The sequence below is a fragment of the Ohtaekwangia kribbensis genome, from assembly GCF_042676245.1.
Taxonomy (GTDB): Bacteria; Bacteroidota; Bacteroidia; order Cytophagales; family Cyclobacteriaceae; genus Ohtaekwangia; species Ohtaekwangia kribbensis.
This window is the reverse complement of sequence record NZ_JBHTKA010000008.1, coordinates 1-17,466: the sequence shown is the minus strand read 5'-3', so window position 1 is coordinate 17,466 and position 17,466 is coordinate 1. Positions and strand designations below refer to the sequence as shown.

Sequence of the window (17,466 nt, the reverse complement as noted above, 5' to 3'; positions counted from 1 at the left end):
TTCTATGAAAAATATATTTTATAGGAAAGGATTGGTAATAGCTGTGCTGTTACTCATTCTGGCATCCTGTACGGAAAATTTTGAGGATATCAACACAGATCCCAACAACCCCACAAAGGTTGATCCTGCGTATCTGATGTCGAATGCTCAGAAAGGACTTCTCGATGATATTTACGATGAATGGTTCAGCGGACGTCAAAGCTATTTGTACTCACAATACTTTGCACAGCGTAACTATACTGAAGAAGATCGTTATCAATTACGTCAGCCTACCAATAACACCTATTGGACATTGATCTATGGTGACGTAATGGACCTTGTTGAAGTAATCCGTCTGAATGAAGAGCTGGGTGAAGAAGGCAACGTTAACCAGATAGCTGCTGCCAGAATTCTGAAAGCATGGGCCATGCAAATAATGACTGACACGTATGGCGATATACCATACTTCGAAGCATTCAAAGCAGAAGGTGATGTATCACCTGCCTATACTCCACAGAGCGAAATATATGCTGATCTGATAAAAGAACTCACAGAAGCTTCAGCGCAAATCGATGTAGCTAAACCTGTATTCACTTCTGGCGATATCATCTATGGTGGTGATGCTGCTAAATGGAAGAAGTTTGCAAACTCATTGAAGATGCGTGTAGCCATCCGGTTGTCAGGTGTAGATTCTAACTACAAAACCTATATCGACCAGGCTGTTGCTGCAGGTGTTTTTGAAAGCAATGACGACAATGCAACATTCAGATTCTTAGGTGAAACTCCAAATGCGGCTCCGCTTTACGATGCATATTATTTCTCTAATAGAAATGACTTTACATTGTCAAAAACATTTGTTGACCTGTTAAAAGGTGATGACGATACAGTGAACGGAAAAACAAATCCATTCGGAGGTATCTTCGATCCACGCCTTCCATTGTGGGGTGAACCAGTTAACGGTGTATACCTGGGTATGCCATACGGAATACCAAACGACCTGACCGCTGGTCCTCGTCCATTGGCGATCGATTTCACAAAAGGTGGTCTTGTTACTTCCGGTACATTGGCATTAACCTATATGGACTATGCTGAGGTCTGCTTTATCCTTTCAGAAGTAAATAACTGGGATCAGGAGTGGTATGAAAAAGGAGTAGCTGCCTCTTTGGAGCACTGGGGTAATGAAGCATCTGAGGCGGGTAACCTGCCTTCGGATTACGATGATCAGGTAGCTGATTACCTGGCTGCAATTCCTGCTGCTTCTCAGGAAACTGTTCTTACTCAGAAATATATAGCTTTATTCCTGCAAGGATATGAAGCATGGGCTGAGCTGAGACGTACAGGTTTCCCTAAGACTGTGGTTCGTCCTGGTGAAATATCTTATGTAACATCAGGTGGAACACAAGTTAAATTCGAACCACTTGTTGGTGATGATATCCCAAGCAGAATTAACTATCCTGAGGTTGAGCAAAGCCTGAACCCTGCAAGCTACAAAGAAGCTGTAGCAAGAATGGGTGCAGACAACCTACAGACTAAAGTATGGTGGAATCAATAAGATTTCATTGCTAATTGATATTGGAAGGCACCTTGAAAAAAGGTGCCTTCTTTTTTTCCATTTTATTCAGCAGTGCGATCGATTATATTTGTGTTCAATTTCTAAAAGAAATGCTCCACATCTCCCGCAAAGAACATTTCAACGCTGCGCATAAACTTTATAATCCTCAATGGTCTAAAGAAAAGAACGTAGAGGTGTTTGGGCCTTGTGCAAATGAGAACTGGCATGGCCATAACTTTGATCTCATCGTTACGGTTAAGGGCAAACCAGATCCCGATACGGGCTTTGTAGTTGATCTTAAAAAACTCAGTACGTTGATCCGCCAGGAGGTAATAGAAAAACTCGACCATAAGAATCTCAATACCGATGTAGACTTCATGCACGGAAAGCTGGCAAGTTGTGAAAACCTGGTGGTAGAGATCTGGAAAATTCTGGACGCTAAACTCGCCAGCATCACATCATACGGTAAACTTCATTGCATCCGGCTATATGAAACTCCACGAAACTACGTGGAGTATTTTGGCGAATAGCGCTTAAAAATCGTACTTCGTGCCCGTAACAAGTACTTCTTTTTAAACGATGCGGTATTATATCATAGCGGGAGAACGATCAGGTGATTTACATGGAGGTAATTTGGTTAAGGCGCTGCGCCAGCAGGATGCCAATGCTTCGTTACGCGGATTTGGTGGAGAGTATATGCAGCAGGCCGGTGTTGATCTCACCGTTCATTATAAGGACCTGGCTTTCATGGGCCTCGTGGAAGTGCTCACCAATCTCAACAAGATCTCAAACTATATAAAGAAATGTAAAGAGGATATACTGGAGTTTAAGCCTGATGTTATTATCCTGATTGACTACGGGGGCTTTAACAGGCGCATTGCTAAATTTGGTAGGAAAGAAGGCATTCGTGTTTTCTATTATATCCCTCCGAAAGTATGGGCATGGTATCAAAGTCGTGCGCTGGAATTGAAACAGAATGTAGACCAGTTGTTTGTTATTCTACCTTTTGAAAAACCATTCTTCAGGAAATTTGATTGGGAGGTTGATTACGTTGGTAATCCCGTGCTCGATGCCGTGAAGGCACATGTACCTGATGGACAGTTTTTAACACGATACTCGTTTGATAGCGAGTCGCCATTGGTAGCGTTGTTGCCGGGTAGTCGCAAGCAGGAGCTCAAGACGATCATTCCGTTAATGGCGAGTGTAGTGAAGAAATTTCCGACAACACAGTTTGCTGTAGCAGCCGTAAGCAATCTTGATCAGTCGATGTATAGTGAACTGCAGACGCTGCCGAATGTAAAGTTTGTATTTGAAGACACCTATAATTTATTGCTGCATGTTAAAGCAGCGATAGTAACATCCGGAACGGCTACGCTGGAAACGGCACTCTTTCGGGTGCCACAGGTTGTTGTATATAAAACCAGCTTCCTCACCTATCAGATTGTGAAGAGATTGATAAAAGTCCCCTATATATCGCTGGTAAATCTCATCGCTGATAAAGAGGTAGTAAAAGAAATGATACAGGGCGATGCTAACACAGAGAAAGTTTCGGATGAGATAAATCTGCTCCTCAATAACGAATCGTATCGAAATAACATGTTGCAGAACTATGATGAAATTATTCGTATCCTGGATATCGGGTCTGCGTCTGAGAATACAGCAAAATTAATGGTGAGATATTTACAGTCGTAAACATCTCACCATCGCTATATATTTTACTTAAGCAACTTTCAGTTTGCTGTACTGCGACTTGCTGAATTTTTCTTCCGCGTAAGCGCGTGTTATTACCAGTCTATCGGTATTCTTTTCAGATGGTAATTCAAACATCGCATCGTTAATGATCGCTTCGCAGATACCGCGTAAACCACGGGCACCTAATTTATACTCCATCGCTTTTTCTACGATAAAGTCAACGGCACCTTCTTTAAATTCAAGTTGAATCTCTTCCATTTCAAACAGCTTCTTATATTGTTTGATGAGCGCGTTCTTCGGCTCGGTAAGAATGCGCTGAAGTGTTTCGCGATCCAGTGGATTCAGGAATGAGACAACCGGCAAGCGGCCTATTAATTCAGGAATAAGCCCGAAGCTTTTCAGATCCTGCGCAGTTATGAATTTTAACAAGTTATCCTTATCGATCTCGCCAGGGTGCAAACCATCATGGCCCGCAACGAATCCCAGCGGACGTGTATTCAATCGGTTACCAATGAACCTGGATATACCTTCAAATGCACCACCGCAAATGAAAAGTATATTTTCAGTATTTACCGTAATCATTTTCTGATCCGGATGTTTACGTCCGCCTTGAGGCGGAACGTTTACGGCTGTACCTTCTAACAATTTAAGAAGTGCCTGCTGCACACCTTCACCGCTAACATCGCGGGTAATAGAAGGGTTGTCAGATTTACGAGCGATCTTATCAATCTCGTCAATATATACTATACCACGTTCTGCCGCCTCAACATTATAGTCGGCCGCCTGCAGAAGGCGCGTTAATATACTTTCAACATCTTCACCCACGTAACCGGCCTCGGTAAGCACGGTAGCATCGGCAATACAAAAAGGAACCTGAAGAATTTTAGCGAGTGTACGAGCGAGGTAAGTTTTTCCGGTTCCGGTTTCGCCTACCATGATGATGTTCGATTTTTCGATCGTTACATCGTTATCCAGCTTGCGCTGCATTAAGCGCTTGTAGTGATTATATACTGCAACGGACATAACTTTTTTAGCTTCGTCTTGTCCGATCACATATTCATCCAGAAATTTTTTGATCTCGCGAGGTTTAACCAGCTTGAAGTTAGGAGAGAAGCCGGCTTCCGTTTTACTTTTCTTTTCCTCGCTTAGAATCTGGTTGGCCTGGGTTACACATTTATCACAGATGTGTGCGTGTATTCCTGAAATCATCAGGTCCACATCCTTTTTACTTCTTCCACAAAATGAACAGGTAACTTCAGCCATAAATTATTTTTAAAATTAAAAACCGATGCTCAGAACAACCTCAAAGGTACTGAATATTCTGAACATCGGTTGGATGGAAAACGTGCGGAAAAGTTAGATTTTCTTACGTTCCAGCACTTCGTCTATTAATCCATATTCTTTGGCTTCGGTAGCACGCATCCAGTAGTCACGGTCAGAATCTTTCTCGATTTTCTCGTATTTGGCACCGCTGTGCTTCGCCAGAATGTTGTAAAGATCTTTCTTTACTTCAAGGGTTTGCTTCAACGATATTTCCATATCTGATGCTTGTCCTTGCATACCGCTCATCGGCTGGTGAATCATCACACGAGCGTGCACCAGTGCTGATCTCTTTTTGGCCGCTCCCGCAGTAAGCAATACCGCGCCCATAGAAGCTGCCAGTCCGGTACAGATGGTAGCAACATCTGGGTTTATATATTGCATAGTGTCATAAATACCAAGACCAGCATATACAGATCCGCCCGGACTGTTGATATACATGATGATATCTTTTTTAGGATCGGATGACTCGAGGAAAAGTAATTGAGCCGTGATCAGGTTGGCAATCTGGTCATCAATACCCATTCCTAAGAAGATGATACGATCGGAGATAAGGCGTGTGAAAACATCAATAGCACGAAAGTTTCCAGGACGTTCTTCTATAACATATTGAGTCATGTTCTGGATTTGCTGCGCGTAACTGTCAACTGTATTGCCGCTCATGCCTAAGTGGTGCACGGCATACTTTCTGAATTCATTGTTATAATGCATATAATAAAAGGATAATTACTTTAGTGAGGATTGAAATAATGGTAATCTTAGCCATCCAAGTTCAAAATTCCAACCCTTTCGTTCTTAAACCTATTTAAAAAGAAAATGGTTTTAGCCCGGATCATTTCACGAACTAAAACCATTGACGAAAAATACGAATACTTTATTGTTCAGACAGCCGTTGCTCCGGCCGTTGAAGTATTAGTGTTTGTGTTCCGCTACAATTTTCTTGAACTCTTCAACCGTTACTTTTTTCTCTTGAACGGTTATGTTGTCTTTAATGAACTTCAGGATTTTGTCGCCACGTAACTGGTTGTACAAACGCATAAAGTTCTGACCATTTTCATTTTGAAGGTAGTTGTCTGCGATACCATCCAGGCGGTCGCCCAGTTGTTCAACAAAAGCTGAACCGCCAAACTGTGCCGCGATCAATTCTTTTGCCTTGTTACGAACTTCCTCTGCTTCAACAGTAATTTTGTTATCGTCAGCGATACGGTTCTTCACAAGATCCCACTTCAAACCCCTTTTATAGTGTTCGAATTCTCTGTTGAGAACTTCTTCTGTTACTTCTCCATTACTGCTAGACAGTAACCATGATTTCAGGAAGTCGTCTGGCAGATTGATAGACGTATTAGAGATAAAATAATCTTCGATGTTATGATCAAGGAAATGCTCAGACTCACGCTTGTAGTTCTCAGAGATTGTCTCTTTTACTTTTGTGATAAACTCTTCTTCCGTTTTCACAACGTCTTTACCAAACACGCGGTCGAACAGCTCGGTGTTAACAGCAGCAGGTTCTACACGGCTGATGTTTGTTAACTTGAATATATACTTTCCTTTGGCAGCTTTAGCTTCTTCTTCTGATAAACCAAGGAGTTGTGCTACTTGTGCATCTTCTGAAAATATCTTGCTTACTTCAAATTCAACTTCTTCATCTTTCTTCAGGCCGATGAATTTTTTCTGCTCTTTCTTTTCAACTTTCTCAATGGCAATGAAAGCATGTTCTTTTTTGAAGTCACCTTCTTTTGCACGAAGTTCTCCGAAGAGGTTGTCATCAGCTTCTGATGTTTCAGGCTCGCTTACTTTACCAAAACGCTTCTTCAGATCGGTGAGCGTTTCATCAATTGTATTTTGATCAACGTCAATCGGATATGATTTCACTTTTACCTTCGAAGAAACTTCATAGGTAAACTCATCTACCATACCAATCTGATATTCGAATTCGAAATCTTTCTGAGTATCCCAGTCAATTTGTTTTGCTTTCTCCTGGTTAGGAAGTGGATCGCCCAGAATTTTTATCTGGTTATCTTTAATATAGTCTGAAAGCTTGTGTGACAGCAGATGGTTGATTTCATCTACAAGAATAGATTTGCCGAACATTTTTTTGATCACACCACTGGGAACTTTACCCTGACGAAAGCCTTTGATGTTCGCTTTGCGCGAATAATCTTTTACTTTTTCTTCCACGTGGGGTTGATAATCACCTTCGGTTAATTTAATTTTAATTACACCTTCAGTGTTGTTCTTTTTGTTCAGTGTTATTTCCAAAGCTTATAACTTTTGATTGTTTACCTAAGAAACCAGAAACCCTCAATGCCCGTGTGTTGTTACGAACATAGAGGGTTAGATGGTCCGGATGGAGGGACTCGAACCCCCACGCCTTGCGGCACCAGATCCTAAGTCTGGCACGGCTACCAATTACGCCACATCCGGAATTGGAGGCGCAAATTTATAGAATATTCAGAAATAAAGAATAGTTTACGATTTTAATTCAAAAACTTCGGGAATTGTGGCTAAAAACCCCAAAATTCCGCTAAAAATATAGATACGCAAGATGGTAATCGATGCCGAGCAGGAGAAAAAAGAGATCATTAGTCGATATAGGAGATTACTACGCAAAGCAAAACCGATCTTAAAAGACGGTGATGCTAAACTGATAAAGAAAGCTTTTACGCTTTCGCTGGATGCGCATAAAGACATGCGCAGAAAATCTGGCGAACCATTTATTTTCCACCCGTTAGCCGTAGCTGAAATCTGCGTGGAGGAAATCGGCCTGGGTACAACTTCCATTATTTCTGCACTCATGCACGATGTAGTGGAGGATACCGATATCGAGCTTACCGACATCGAGCGGATGTTTGGAAAAAAAATAGCCCGCATCATTGACGGTTTAACTAAAATCCGAGGTGTTTTTGAATACGGTACATCTCAGCAGGCAGAGAACTTCCGTAAGATGTTATTCACACTGTCGGAAGATGTGCGTGTGATTCTCATCAAACTTGCTGATCGTCTGCACAATATGCGCACGCTCGACAGCATGCCGCGCAACAAACAATTAAAAGTTGCCAACGAAACTATATATCTGTACGCTCCGCTGGCGCACCGCCTCGGGTTAAATGCGATTAAAACAGAACTTGAGGATTTATACCTGCGCTTTACTGACAGACCTATCTATAGTTCAATCGCTGAAAAGATCGATGCCACCAAAGCGGCTCGTAATAAATTCATTAAACAGTTTATGATTCCTATTAAAGAGGAACTGGATAAGCTGGGTATTGAATATGAAATCAAAGGTCGGCCAAAATCCATTCATTCCATCTGGAATAAAATGCGCAAGCAGAATATTCCATTTGAAGAAGTGTTTGATCTCTTTGCTATCCGCATTATCCTGGATACAACTATGGAGCACGAGAAAGCACTTTGCTGGCAGGTATATTCCATCGTTACCGATTATTATACTCCGAATCCTGATCGTCTTCGTGATTGGATCAGCACACCTAAATCAAACGGATACGAATCGTTGCACACAACCGTAATGGCCAAGAATGGTCAATGGGTTGAGGTTCAGATCCGAAGCAAGCGCATGGATGAAATTGCAGAGAAAGGTTACGCTGCACACTGGAAATATAAAGACACCAACACTACGGCTGAATCGAACCTGGAGAAATGGCTTGCCCGTGTGCGCGACTTGCTGGAACAAAACAATCACTCGGCACTTGATTTCGTAGATGACTTCCGAGGAAATTTATTCAGCGAAGAAGTATTTGTGTTTACACCAAAAGGTGAATTGAAAACTTTGCCGTACGGAGCTACGGCACTTGATTTTGCTTTTGAAATTCACACGCAAGTGGGTTCCAAGTGTATAGGTGCTAAAGTCAATAACAAGCTCGTCCCTATAAATTATGTGTTGAAGAATGGTGATCAGATTGAAATCCTGACTTCAGCAAAACAAAAACCTCATGAAGACTGGCTGCGCTTTGTGGTCAGCTCGAAGGCGAAGTCGCGAATAAAAGATGAGTTAAAAGAAGACAAGAAGAAATCTGCGGAGGAAGGAAAAGAAATTCTGCTTCGAAAACTCCGTCAGTTGAAAGAAGATCCAAGCCAGCAGCTACTTGAGCAAATGCGCGAGCACTTTAAGGTACAGGCTAACTTTGAATTGTATTATCGCGTAGGGCGAGGCTTTATCACAGCGGCAGATCTTAAAAAATTTGTGGAGAATAAACCAACTTCGCCACTCAAGAACCGTCCGAATGCCCCGGCCGATGCAAAGGCTATTGAGCAGGAAATCACCAAAATAAAAGGTCGTTATGAAGATATTCTCCTCGTGGGCGAGGATATGGATGTGGTAGATTACAAACTTGCCAAATGCTGCACGCCTATACCCGGCGATGATGTGTTTGGTTTTGTTACCGTTAGCGAAGGAATAAAAATCCATAGAACCAATTGTCCGAATGCACCAGAATTACTCTCGCATCATGGAAATCGTGTGGTAAAAGCTAAGTGGACTTCTCAACATGAAGTGGCATTCCTTACGGGATTAAAAATCAGGGGAACCGATCGCGTGGGGCTCATCAACGATGTTTCAAAAATTATTTCTGAAGAATTGAAAGTGAATATGAGTTCCATGTCTATTCACACCGACTCAGGAATTTTTGAAGGTGAGATTATGCTCTATGTTAATGACACCCGTCATTTGGAACAACTGATCGAAAAGCTGCGCAGCGTGGAAGGCGTTGTAAAAGTGAGCCGTTTCGACTCAAAAGAGTGATTATCAAGAAGTAGTGCAAATCTTACAAACCTGATTATCTTTGCCCGTTAATTCATGGCACTCAATCCGAAATTATACGAAGAAGTAAAAAAGATTTTCACAGCATACCTCGAAAACAAAGAGCTGCGGAAAACCCCGGAACGTTATGCGATCCTGGAGGAAATCTATTCACGCGATGGTCATTTTGATGTAGAGTCGCTCTATATCAGCATGAAAAATAAAAATTACCGGGTTAGTCGTGCCACAGTATATAACACGTTGGATCTGCTCGTGGAGTGCGACCTGGTGAGTAAACATCAGTTTGGTAAAAATCTGGCGCAATACGAAAAATCGTACGGCTATAAACAGCACGATCACCTTATCTGCACAGAATGTCATAAGGTGATTGAGTTTTGCGACCCGCGCATCCAGAACATTCAGAACACGGTAGAAGAAATTCTGCACTTCAATGTTATGCATCATTCTCTTATACTATACGCATCCTGCACAAAGCAGAACTGCGAAAACAAAATTGCTGCATCGAACTAACCTATGAACTTTACACATACAATTCAAGACAACCGGCTGTTACTCAACCTTTCAGGAGACTTGATCGGTGAGGACAACGGAGCTGCTGTTATCGAGGTAGTAACCAATGCTATACAGGCAAAGGCACTGATGTGTATTGTCGATATATCAGAACTGCGCTATATAAATAGTAGCGGTATAGGTGTTTTGATTACTATACTCACAAAGTTCAGGAATAAAGGAGGAGAGGTTTATCTGATGAGACCTTCCGAAAGTGTTCAGAAATTATTGGTGATCACCAAGCTGAACGCCATTTTCCAGATTATACAATCTGAAGCTGAAGTAGTTAAATAACTTTTATTAATAAGATTTTCACGAATGTCTAAGGTAGATGTTTTATTGGGCCTTCAATGGGGCGATGAAGGTAAAGGAAAGATTGTGGACGTATTAGCACCAAAGTACGATGTGGTGGCTAGATTTCAGGGAGGACCAAATGCCGGTCATACACTGGAGTTTGATGGTATAAAACACGTACTTCACCAGATACCTTCCGGAATTTTTCGTGAAACTACCCGAAACGTTATTGGTAATGGCGTAGTGCTCGACCCGGTTATTTTTAAAACCGAAATTGAGAAACTTGCCAAGTACAATCTCAATACGAAGAAGAATCTTTTTATTTCTAAAAAGGCCACGCTGATTCTGCCAACGCACAGGCTACTGGACGCTGCTTACGAAAAAGCAAAGGGCGATAATAAGATCGGGTCAACTTTAAAAGGTATTGGTCCTACTTATCAGGATAAAATTGGAAGACAAGGTTTGCGCGTGGGCGATATTCTTGCCGATAATTTTAAAGACCGATTGAAAAAACTTACGGATATACACTTCAAGATTTTGAAGGAACATCAGGTTGAATTCAATTGGAACGAGTTGGAAGCTCAGTTTTTAGACGCAGTAAATTTCCTGAAAGAATTTAATCTTGTTGACAGCGAGTATTTTCTGAATAAAGAATTGAAAGCAGGATCAAGTATTCTGGCAGAAGGCGCACAAGGAGCGTTGTTAGATATCGACTTTGGAAGTTATCCTTTCGTAACAAGTTCTAATACGGTTACAGCCGGTGCATGTACAGGTCTTGGTATAGCGCCCCGAAATATAGGCGAGGTATACGGTATATTTAAGGCTTATAGCACACGCGTAGGCAGTGGTCCGTTCCCAACTGAGTTGTTGGATGACCAGGGTGAATTGATGCGTAAGGAAGGAAATGAATTCGGTTCTACTACAGGAAGGCCACGCAGATGTGGTTGGATTGATTTGCCTTCATTAAAATATTCCATCATGATCAACGGAGTTACACAACTGTTGATGATGAAAGCAGATGTACTCAGTATTTTTTCTTCGATAAAAATTTGTACAAAATATCAGTTGAAAGACGGTACAATCACTGATATGATACCATACGAACAAGTAAATGAAAAAATTTTACCGATTTATACTGAATTAAAGGGGTGGAATTCTGATTTACGAAAATCAAAAGAAAGTTTGCCTTCCGAGTTAAATGACTATATAAAGTTTCTTGAAACTGAATTGCAGGTTCCTATAACATTGGTATCAGTAGGTCCTGATCGCACCGAAACAATTCACAGAAACTAAACACAATCATAATTTTTTTTAAACACCCCTTGCAGCACCAAAACCTTCTTCTACCTTTGCATCCCCAATCGCAGTAGGCGGGTGAGAAGAAGGTTGAAATGCTGAGAGTATCTTTCTGAGAGATTTGTTTTATTTGCGAGAGTGGATGGGAAAAGAAAAAAAATAATTTTCAGAAAGATGTTGCAAAGAGGAAAAAAGCAATTACCTTTGCACTCCCAAAACGAAAGAGGGGGCTGAAAAACGGAAGGTTGATCAGGGGTTAGATGAGGAGACGAATCGAACCGAAAGATATTGAGAGGTAAACTAATAGTCGAAAGACATAGTCGACCACACTTAACAGAAGGTGACGTGAGTTACTGAAGTAGTTAAAAAGTTCTTTGAATGGATGATAATTGATAGCGGACCCGCGGATAAATTCGAAAGGATGAATCTGCGAAAAAGATAGATGCAAAATCTATCGGACAAAAAAGAGAGTCCAGGTAATCAGACAAACAATTGGGGTTGTATTAAAAGGCCGGAAGGCGTAATAGAATCACAACCCGATAAAGTCAGACTCAGCAATGAGTTTGGGATTTATCGAAGAATTATTACAATGGAGAGTTTGATCCTGGCTCAGGATGAACGCTAGCGGCAGGCTTAATACATGCAAGTCGAACGGTAAGTGTTGTAGCAATACAATACGAGAGTGACGTACGGGTGCGTAACACGTATGCAACCTACCTTGTACAGGAGTATAGCTCGGGGAAACTCGAATTAACCCTCCATAAGATAGTAGTAAGGCATCTTACAGCTATTAAAACTCAGGTGGTACAAGATGGGCATGCGTCTGATTAGCTAGTTGGCGGTGTAACGGACCACCAAGGCGATGATCAGTAGGGGAACTGAGAGGTTGATCCCCCACACTGGCACTGAGATACGGGCCAGACTCCTACGGGAGGCAGCAGTAGGGAATATTGGTCAATGGATGCAAGTCTGAACCAGCCATGCCGCGTGCAGGAAGAAGGCCTTCTGGGTTGTAAACTGCTTTTGCCAGGGGATAAAACGAGCATGCGTGCTTAATTGAAGGTACCTGGTGAATAAGCCACGGCTAACTACGTGCCAGCAGCCGCGGTAATACGTAGGTGGCGAGCGTTGTCCGGATTTATTGGGTTTAAAGGGTGCGTAGGCGGCTCTATAAGTCAGTGCTGAAATATCCCGGCTTAACCGGGAGGGTGGCATTGATACTGCAGAGCTTGAGTAAAGTTGAGGTGGGCGGAATTGACGGTGTAGCGGTGAAATGCTTAGATATCGTCAAGAACACCGATTGCGAAGGCAGCTCACTAAGCTTTAACTGACGCTGAGGCACGAAAGTGTGGGGATCAAACAGGATTAGATACCCTGGTAGTCCACACTGTAAACGTTGATTACTCGCTGTTGGCGATACACAGCCAGCGGCTAAGCGCAAGCGATAAGTAATCCACCTGGGGAGTACGCCGGCAACGGTGAAACTCAAAGGAATTGACGGGGGTCCGCACAAGCGGTGGAGCATGTGGTTTAATTCGATGATACGCGAGGAACCTTACCTGGGCTAGAATGCCCTTGATTGCCCCAGAGATGGGGAGTTCCGCAAGGACAAGGAGCAAGGTGCTGCATGGCTGTCGTCAGCTCGTGCCGTGAGGTGTTGGGTTAAGTCCCGCAACGAGCGCAACCCTTATTTCTAGTTGCCAACAGGTTAAGCTGGGGACTCTAGAGAGACTGCCCGCGCAAGCGGAGAGGAAGGAGGGGATGACGTCAAGTCATCATGGCCCTTACGCCCAGGGCTACACACGTGCTACAATGGCGTATACAGAGTGTTGCAAGCTGGTGACAGTGAGCCAATCACAAAAAGTACGTCTCAGTTCGGATTGCAGGCTGCAACTCGCCTGCATGAAGTTGGAATCGCTAGTAATCGCGCATCAGCAATGGCGCGGTGAATACGTTCCCGGACCTTGTACACACCGCCCGTCAAGCGATGGAAGTTGGGAGGACCTGAAGGCAGTTGTTGTAAGACGCTGTTTAGGGTTAAACCGATAACTGGCGCTAAGTCGTAACAAGGTAGCCGTACCGGAAGGTGCGGCTGGAACACCTCCTTTCTGGAACCACATCTTAGGAGTGGTAACGAAAACCTGTCGACTCTCTAAAGGGTCTGCTATCAATTACATTTATTCGAAAAAGTATTGGACTAAAAGGACTAGATCCGGGCTTGTAGCTCAGGTGGTTAGAGCGCTACACTGATAATGTAGAGGTCCGTGGTTCGAGTCCACGCAGGCCCACGAAGGAGTGAGGTTGGGTGGCTGGAATCAACGGCGACTCCAAAGTAAAAGACTGGGGGATTAGCTCAGCTGGCTAGAGCGCCTGCTTTGCAAGCAGGAGGTCATCGGTTCGACTCCGATATTCTCCACTAGAGAAGAAAAACAAGAAGACAAAACGATACGGCAAACGAGCCTATCGAAGATTGAAAAACTGAAAGGCTAAAGATTTAAAAAGCTAAATAAAACTGGTAGCTAGTAACTAGAAGCCAGTAGCTGATTAAAAGCCACATTGCCGTACCAAACGGCCCGTTCACATAAGGTAAGCCACCTTCGAACGACCCGGTTGGAATTGTACGTGCAAAGGAGTTCATTGACATATTGGTGAAAGAGTAGTAAAAAAGTAAGTAGTGGGTGTCTTTATTTCAAGCAATTGAAATTGGAGATACAAACAAGCGAGCACATAGGAAAACCATCTTTAGAGGTATGCAAAACTCTAAAGAAGAACCTTGAAAGGTAAATCGTTAAAAGAAGTAATCAAGGGCGTATGGGGAATGCCTAGGCTCTCAGAGGCGAAGAAGGACGTGATAAGCTGCGATAAGCTGCGGGGAGGCGCAAATAGCCACTATATCCGCAGATTTCCGAATGGGGCAACCCTCTTAGTTGAAGACTAAGAATCCGAAAGGAGGCAAACTCAGGGAACTGAAACATCTAAGTACCTGAAGGAAGAGAAAACAATTTAGTGATTGCGCAAGTAGTGGCGAGCGAACGCGCAAGAGCCCAAACCTAATTAGTTACGGCTAGTTAGGGGTTATAGGACTACAGTAGTCAACCAAAATGAAGCTGAACCGGGTGGGAAACCGGACGATACAGGGTGATAGTCCCGTAAGCGTAAAGTTTTGGAAGATGGTAGTATCCTGAGTAGGGCGGGGTTGGAGACGCCCCGTTTGAATTTGCCAGCACCATCTGGTAAGGCTAAATACTCCTGAGAGACCGATAGTGAACCAGTACTGTGAAGGAAAGGTGAAAAGTACTCCGAATAGGAGGGTGAAATAGAACCTGAAACCGTACGCCTACAAGCGGTCGGAGCTCGGTAATCGAGTGACGGCGTGCCTTTTGCATAATGAGCCTACGAGTTACTGTCACTGGCAAGGTTAAATGACTAGAGTCATGCAGCCGGAGCGAAAGCGAGTCTGAATAGGGCGCACAGTCAGTGGGAGTAGACGCGAAACTTTGTGATCTACCCTTGGCCAGGATGAAGTTCCGGTAACACGGGATGGAGGTCCGAACTAGTAAACGTTGAAAAGTTTTTGGATGAGCTGAGGGTAGGGGTGAAAGGCTAATCAAACTGAGAAATAGCTCGTACTCCCCGAAATGCCTTTAGGGGCAGTGTGGAGGTTAAGTTTAGTACAGGTAGAGCTACCAATAGGACTAGGGGGAGTCACATCCTACCAAATCCTGATGAACTCCGAATGGTATTAAATATACTCTGCAATGAGGGCATGGGTGCTAAGGTCCGTGTCCGAGAGGGAAAGAACCCAGACCTGCAGCTAAGGTCCCAAAATCTACACTAAGTTGAACTAAGGCGGTTCAGTTGCTTAGACAGCCAGGATGTTTGCTTGGAAGCAGCAATTCATTTAAAGAGTGCGTAACAGCTCACTGGTCGAGCGACAGAGCATCGATAATAATCGGGCATCAAGTGTAGTACCGAAGCTCAGGATTTGCAGTAATGCAAGTGGTAGGGGAGCATTCTAACAGCGGCGAAGTCGTCTGGTAATGGACGGTGGAGCGGTTAGAAAAGCAAATGTAGGCATAAGTAACGATAAGGCAGGCGAGAAACCTGCCCACCGAAAGACTAAGGGTTCCGCGGCAATGTTAATCAACCGCGGGTAAGTCGGGACCTAAGCAAAAGCCGAGAGGCGTATGTGATGGACAATTGGTTAATATTCCAATACTACCGTATTGAGCGATGGGATGACGGAGGAGTGATAGTTCCGCGATCTGACGAAATAGGTCGTTAAAAGGTGTAGGTATAGGACCTGTAGGAAAATCCGCAGGTTTTGCTGAAACCCAACAGTACCTGGAGGCTTCGGCCAAAGGGATAGAGAACGTAAGCAGACTTCCAAGAAAACCCCCTAAGCATATTGATATGGTACCCGTACCGTAAACCGACACAGGTAGTCGAGGAGAGGATCCTAAGGTGCTCGAGTGAGTCATGGCTAAGGAACTAGGCAAATTAACCCTGTAACTTCGGGAGAAGGGGTGCCTCCTCTAGCAATAGAGAGGTCGCAGAGAAATGGTCCAGGCGACTGTTTAACAAAAACACATGGCTATGCGAAATCGAAAGATGAAGTATATGGCCTGACACCTGCCCGGTGCTGGAAGGTTAAGGGGGGACGTTAGTCGCAAGGCGAAGCGTTGAACTGAAGCCCCAGTAAACGGCGGCCGTAACTATAACGGTCCTAAGGTAGCGAAATTCCTTGTCGGGTAAGTTCCGACCTGCACGAATGGTGTAACGATCTGGACGCTGTCTCAGCCATGAGCTCGGTGAAATTGTAGTCACGGTGAAGATGCCGTGTACCCGTCACGGGACGGAAAGACCCCATGCACCTTTACTATAGCTTCGCATTGACATTGGGTAGATGATGTGTAGGATAGGCGGGAGGCTTTGATCCTGTGCCGCTAGGTATAGGGGAGTCAACGGTGAAATACCGCCCTTTATTTATCTGATGTCTAATCCCTGAAAGGGGAGACAGTGCGTGGTGGGTAGTTTGACTGGGGTGGTCGCCTCCGAAAGTGTATCGGAGGCTTTCAAAGGTATGTTCAGTACGCTTGGTAACCGTACGTGGAGTGCAATAGCATAAACATGCTTGACTGTGAGACTGACAAGTCGAGCAGGATCGAAAGATGGATATAGTGATCCGGTGGTTCTGTATGGAAGGGCCATCGCTCAAAGGATAAAAGGTACGCTGGGGATAACAGGCTGATCTCCCCCAAGAGCTCACATCGACGGGGAGGTTTGGCACCTCGATGTCGGCTCGTCACATCCTGGGGCTGGAGAAGGTCCCAAGGGTTAGGCTGTTCGCCTATTAAAGTGGCACGCGAGCTGGGTTCAGAACGTCGTGAGACAGTTCGGTCCCTATCTGTGATGGGCGTAGGAAGTTTGAGAGGTCTTGACCTTAGTACGAGAGGACCGGGTTGAACCAACCGCTGGTGTACCGGTTGTGGCGTCAGCTGCATTGCCGGGTAGCTATGTTGGGACGAGATAAGCGCTGAAAGCATCTAAGCGCGAAACTCACCTCAAGATGAGACTTCCATTAAGGGACGTCAGAGATTATGACGTTGATAGGCTGCAGGTGTAAAGGCAGAAATGTCAAAGCTGAGCAGTACTAATTACCCGAACGCTTCAAGGCTCCGGCTATAGCGATATAGCCGGAGCAAACAACGAAACAATTACTATGTGCTTGCTTACATTACTAACTTTAAATACTTCTACTCTTTTGCCAATTATGTCAAGAAATATTGAAAGGGTCGTTAGCTAACGAAAGTGGTTTACGAAATCCTTTAAGACCTTAAGGTGACTATAGCGGTGGGGATCACCTCTTCCCATTCCGAACAGAGCAGTTAAGCCCACCAGCGCTGATGGTACTGGGATAATACCTGGGAGAGTAAGTCGTTGCCTTTCTTTTAACACAAGCCTTTGATAGAAATATCAAAGGCTTTTTTGTTTTATGGGCCTTCCA

Annotated in this window: 10 protein-coding genes, 3 tRNA genes and 3 rRNA genes; 12 read left to right on the top strand and 4 right to left on the bottom strand. The window is 43.9% G+C overall.

Annotated features, from left to right (window positions below):
• Positions 1–4 precede the first annotated feature (4 nt).
• The 3 genes from ACFQ21_RS20765 (at position 5) to lpxB (ending at position 3,223) form a co-directional block, all read left to right on the top strand.
• The gene (locus tag ACFQ21_RS20765) at positions 5–1,531 is read left to right on the top strand and encodes a SusD/RagB family nutrient-binding outer membrane lipoprotein (protein WP_377582087.1); all 1,527 of its coding nucleotides are present in this window, start codon (positions 5–7) and stop codon (positions 1,529–1,531) included.
• Positions 1,532–1,641: 110 nt separating this feature from the next.
• Positions 1,642–2,061, top strand: a complete 420-nt coding sequence (locus ACFQ21_RS20760; RefSeq protein ID WP_377582085.1) for a 6-pyruvoyl trahydropterin synthase family protein — start codon at positions 1,642–1,644, stop codon at positions 2,059–2,061.
• A 49-nt stretch (positions 2,062–2,110) separates the two neighbouring features.
• The gene (gene lpxB / locus ACFQ21_RS20755; protein ID WP_377582083.1) at positions 2,111–3,223 is read left to right on the top strand and encodes a lipid-A-disaccharide synthase; all 1,113 of its coding nucleotides are present in this window, start codon (positions 2,111–2,113) and stop codon (positions 3,221–3,223) included.
• 27 nt (positions 3,224–3,250) lie between these two features.
• Here the strand turns inward: lpxB and clpX are convergent, their stop codons facing one another.
• From clpX to ACFQ21_RS20735, 4 genes are all read right to left on the bottom strand, one after another.
• Positions 3,251–4,486: an ATP-dependent Clp protease ATP-binding subunit ClpX gene (gene clpX / locus ACFQ21_RS20750; protein ID WP_377582081.1), complete on the bottom strand. Its 1,236-nt coding sequence runs from the start codon at positions 4,484–4,486 to the stop codon at positions 3,251–3,253.
• 93 nt (positions 4,487–4,579) lie between these two features.
• The gene (locus ACFQ21_RS20745) at positions 4,580–5,254 is read right to left on the bottom strand and encodes a ClpP family protease (protein WP_377582079.1); all 675 of its coding nucleotides are present in this window, start codon (positions 5,252–5,254) and stop codon (positions 4,580–4,582) included.
• A gap of 201 nt (positions 5,255–5,455) precedes the next feature.
• On the bottom strand, positions 5,456–6,802 hold the full coding sequence (gene tig / locus ACFQ21_RS20740; RefSeq protein WP_377582076.1) for a trigger factor: 1,347 nt from the start codon (positions 6,800–6,802) through the stop codon (positions 5,456–5,458).
• 80 nt (positions 6,803–6,882) lie between these two features.
• Positions 6,883–6,967: transfer RNA gene (locus ACFQ21_RS20735), tRNA-Leu, on the bottom strand.
• A gap of 121 nt (positions 6,968–7,088) precedes the next feature.
• On the opposite strand from ACFQ21_RS20735, the gene ACFQ21_RS20730 reads away from it, so the two are divergent.
• From ACFQ21_RS20730 to rrf, 9 genes are all read left to right on the top strand, one after another.
• Complete coding sequence (locus ACFQ21_RS20730) at positions 7,089–9,302, top strand: RelA/SpoT family protein (protein ID WP_377582074.1); 2,214 nt, start codon at positions 7,089–7,091, stop codon at positions 9,300–9,302.
• A gap of 54 nt (positions 9,303–9,356) precedes the next feature.
• Positions 9,357–9,830, top strand: coding sequence for a Fur family transcriptional regulator (locus ACFQ21_RS20725; RefSeq protein WP_377582072.1), 474 nt, complete (start codon positions 9,357–9,359; stop codon positions 9,828–9,830).
• A 3-nt stretch (positions 9,831–9,833) separates the two neighbouring features.
• Positions 9,834–10,163, top strand: a complete 330-nt coding sequence (locus tag ACFQ21_RS20720) for an STAS domain-containing protein (RefSeq protein WP_377582069.1) — start codon at positions 9,834–9,836, stop codon at positions 10,161–10,163.
• A 24-nt stretch (positions 10,164–10,187) separates the two neighbouring features.
• Entirely contained in the window at positions 10,188–11,456 is a 1,269-nt protein-coding gene (locus ACFQ21_RS20715; protein WP_377582067.1) for an adenylosuccinate synthase, read from the top strand.
• A gap of 589 nt (positions 11,457–12,045) precedes the next feature.
• Positions 12,046–13,567: ribosomal RNA gene (locus ACFQ21_RS20710) — 16S ribosomal RNA — on the top strand.
• A gap of 106 nt (positions 13,568–13,673) precedes the next feature.
• Positions 13,674–13,747 (top strand) — tRNA-Ile (locus ACFQ21_RS20705).
• A gap of 54 nt (positions 13,748–13,801) precedes the next feature.
• Positions 13,802–13,875: transfer RNA gene (locus ACFQ21_RS20700), tRNA-Ala, on the top strand.
• Positions 13,876–14,250: 375 nt separating this feature from the next.
• Positions 14,251–17,136, top strand: a 23S ribosomal RNA gene (locus ACFQ21_RS20695).
• A 160-nt stretch (positions 17,137–17,296) separates the two neighbouring features.
• Positions 17,297–17,408: ribosomal RNA gene (gene rrf, locus ACFQ21_RS20690) — 5S ribosomal RNA — on the top strand.
• Together the 16S, 23S and 5S rRNA genes with 2 tRNA genes alongside form the textbook arrangement of a ribosomal RNA operon.
• Positions 17,409–17,466 lie beyond the last annotated feature (58 nt).

Bases quoted from the DNA above. Each gene is read 5' to 3' on its own strand.
- ACFQ21_RS20765 (WP_377582087.1), top strand. From the start codon at position 5: ATGAAAAATATATTTTATAGGAAAGGATTGGTAATAGCTGTGCTGTTA.
- ACFQ21_RS20760 (WP_377582085.1), top strand. From the start codon at position 1,642: ATGCTCCACATCTCCCGCAAAGAACATTTCAACGCTGCGCATAAACTT.
- lpxB (WP_377582083.1), top strand. From the start codon at position 2,111: ATGCGGTATTATATCATAGCGGGAGAACGATCAGGTGATTTACATGGA.
- clpX (WP_377582081.1), bottom strand. From the start codon at position 4,486: ATGGCTGAAGTTACCTGTTCATTTTGTGGAAGAAGTAAAAAGGATGTG.
- ACFQ21_RS20745 (WP_377582079.1), bottom strand. From the start codon at position 5,254: ATGCATTATAACAATGAATTCAGAAAGTATGCCGTGCACCACTTAGGC.
- ACFQ21_RS20730 (WP_377582074.1), top strand. From the start codon at position 7,089: ATGGTAATCGATGCCGAGCAGGAGAAAAAAGAGATCATTAGTCGATAT.
- ACFQ21_RS20725 (WP_377582072.1), top strand. From the start codon at position 9,357: ATGGCACTCAATCCGAAATTATACGAAGAAGTAAAAAAGATTTTCACA.
- ACFQ21_RS20720 (WP_377582069.1), top strand. From the start codon at position 9,834: ATGAACTTTACACATACAATTCAAGACAACCGGCTGTTACTCAACCTT.
- ACFQ21_RS20715 (WP_377582067.1), top strand. From the start codon at position 10,188: ATGTCTAAGGTAGATGTTTTATTGGGCCTTCAATGGGGCGATGAAGGT.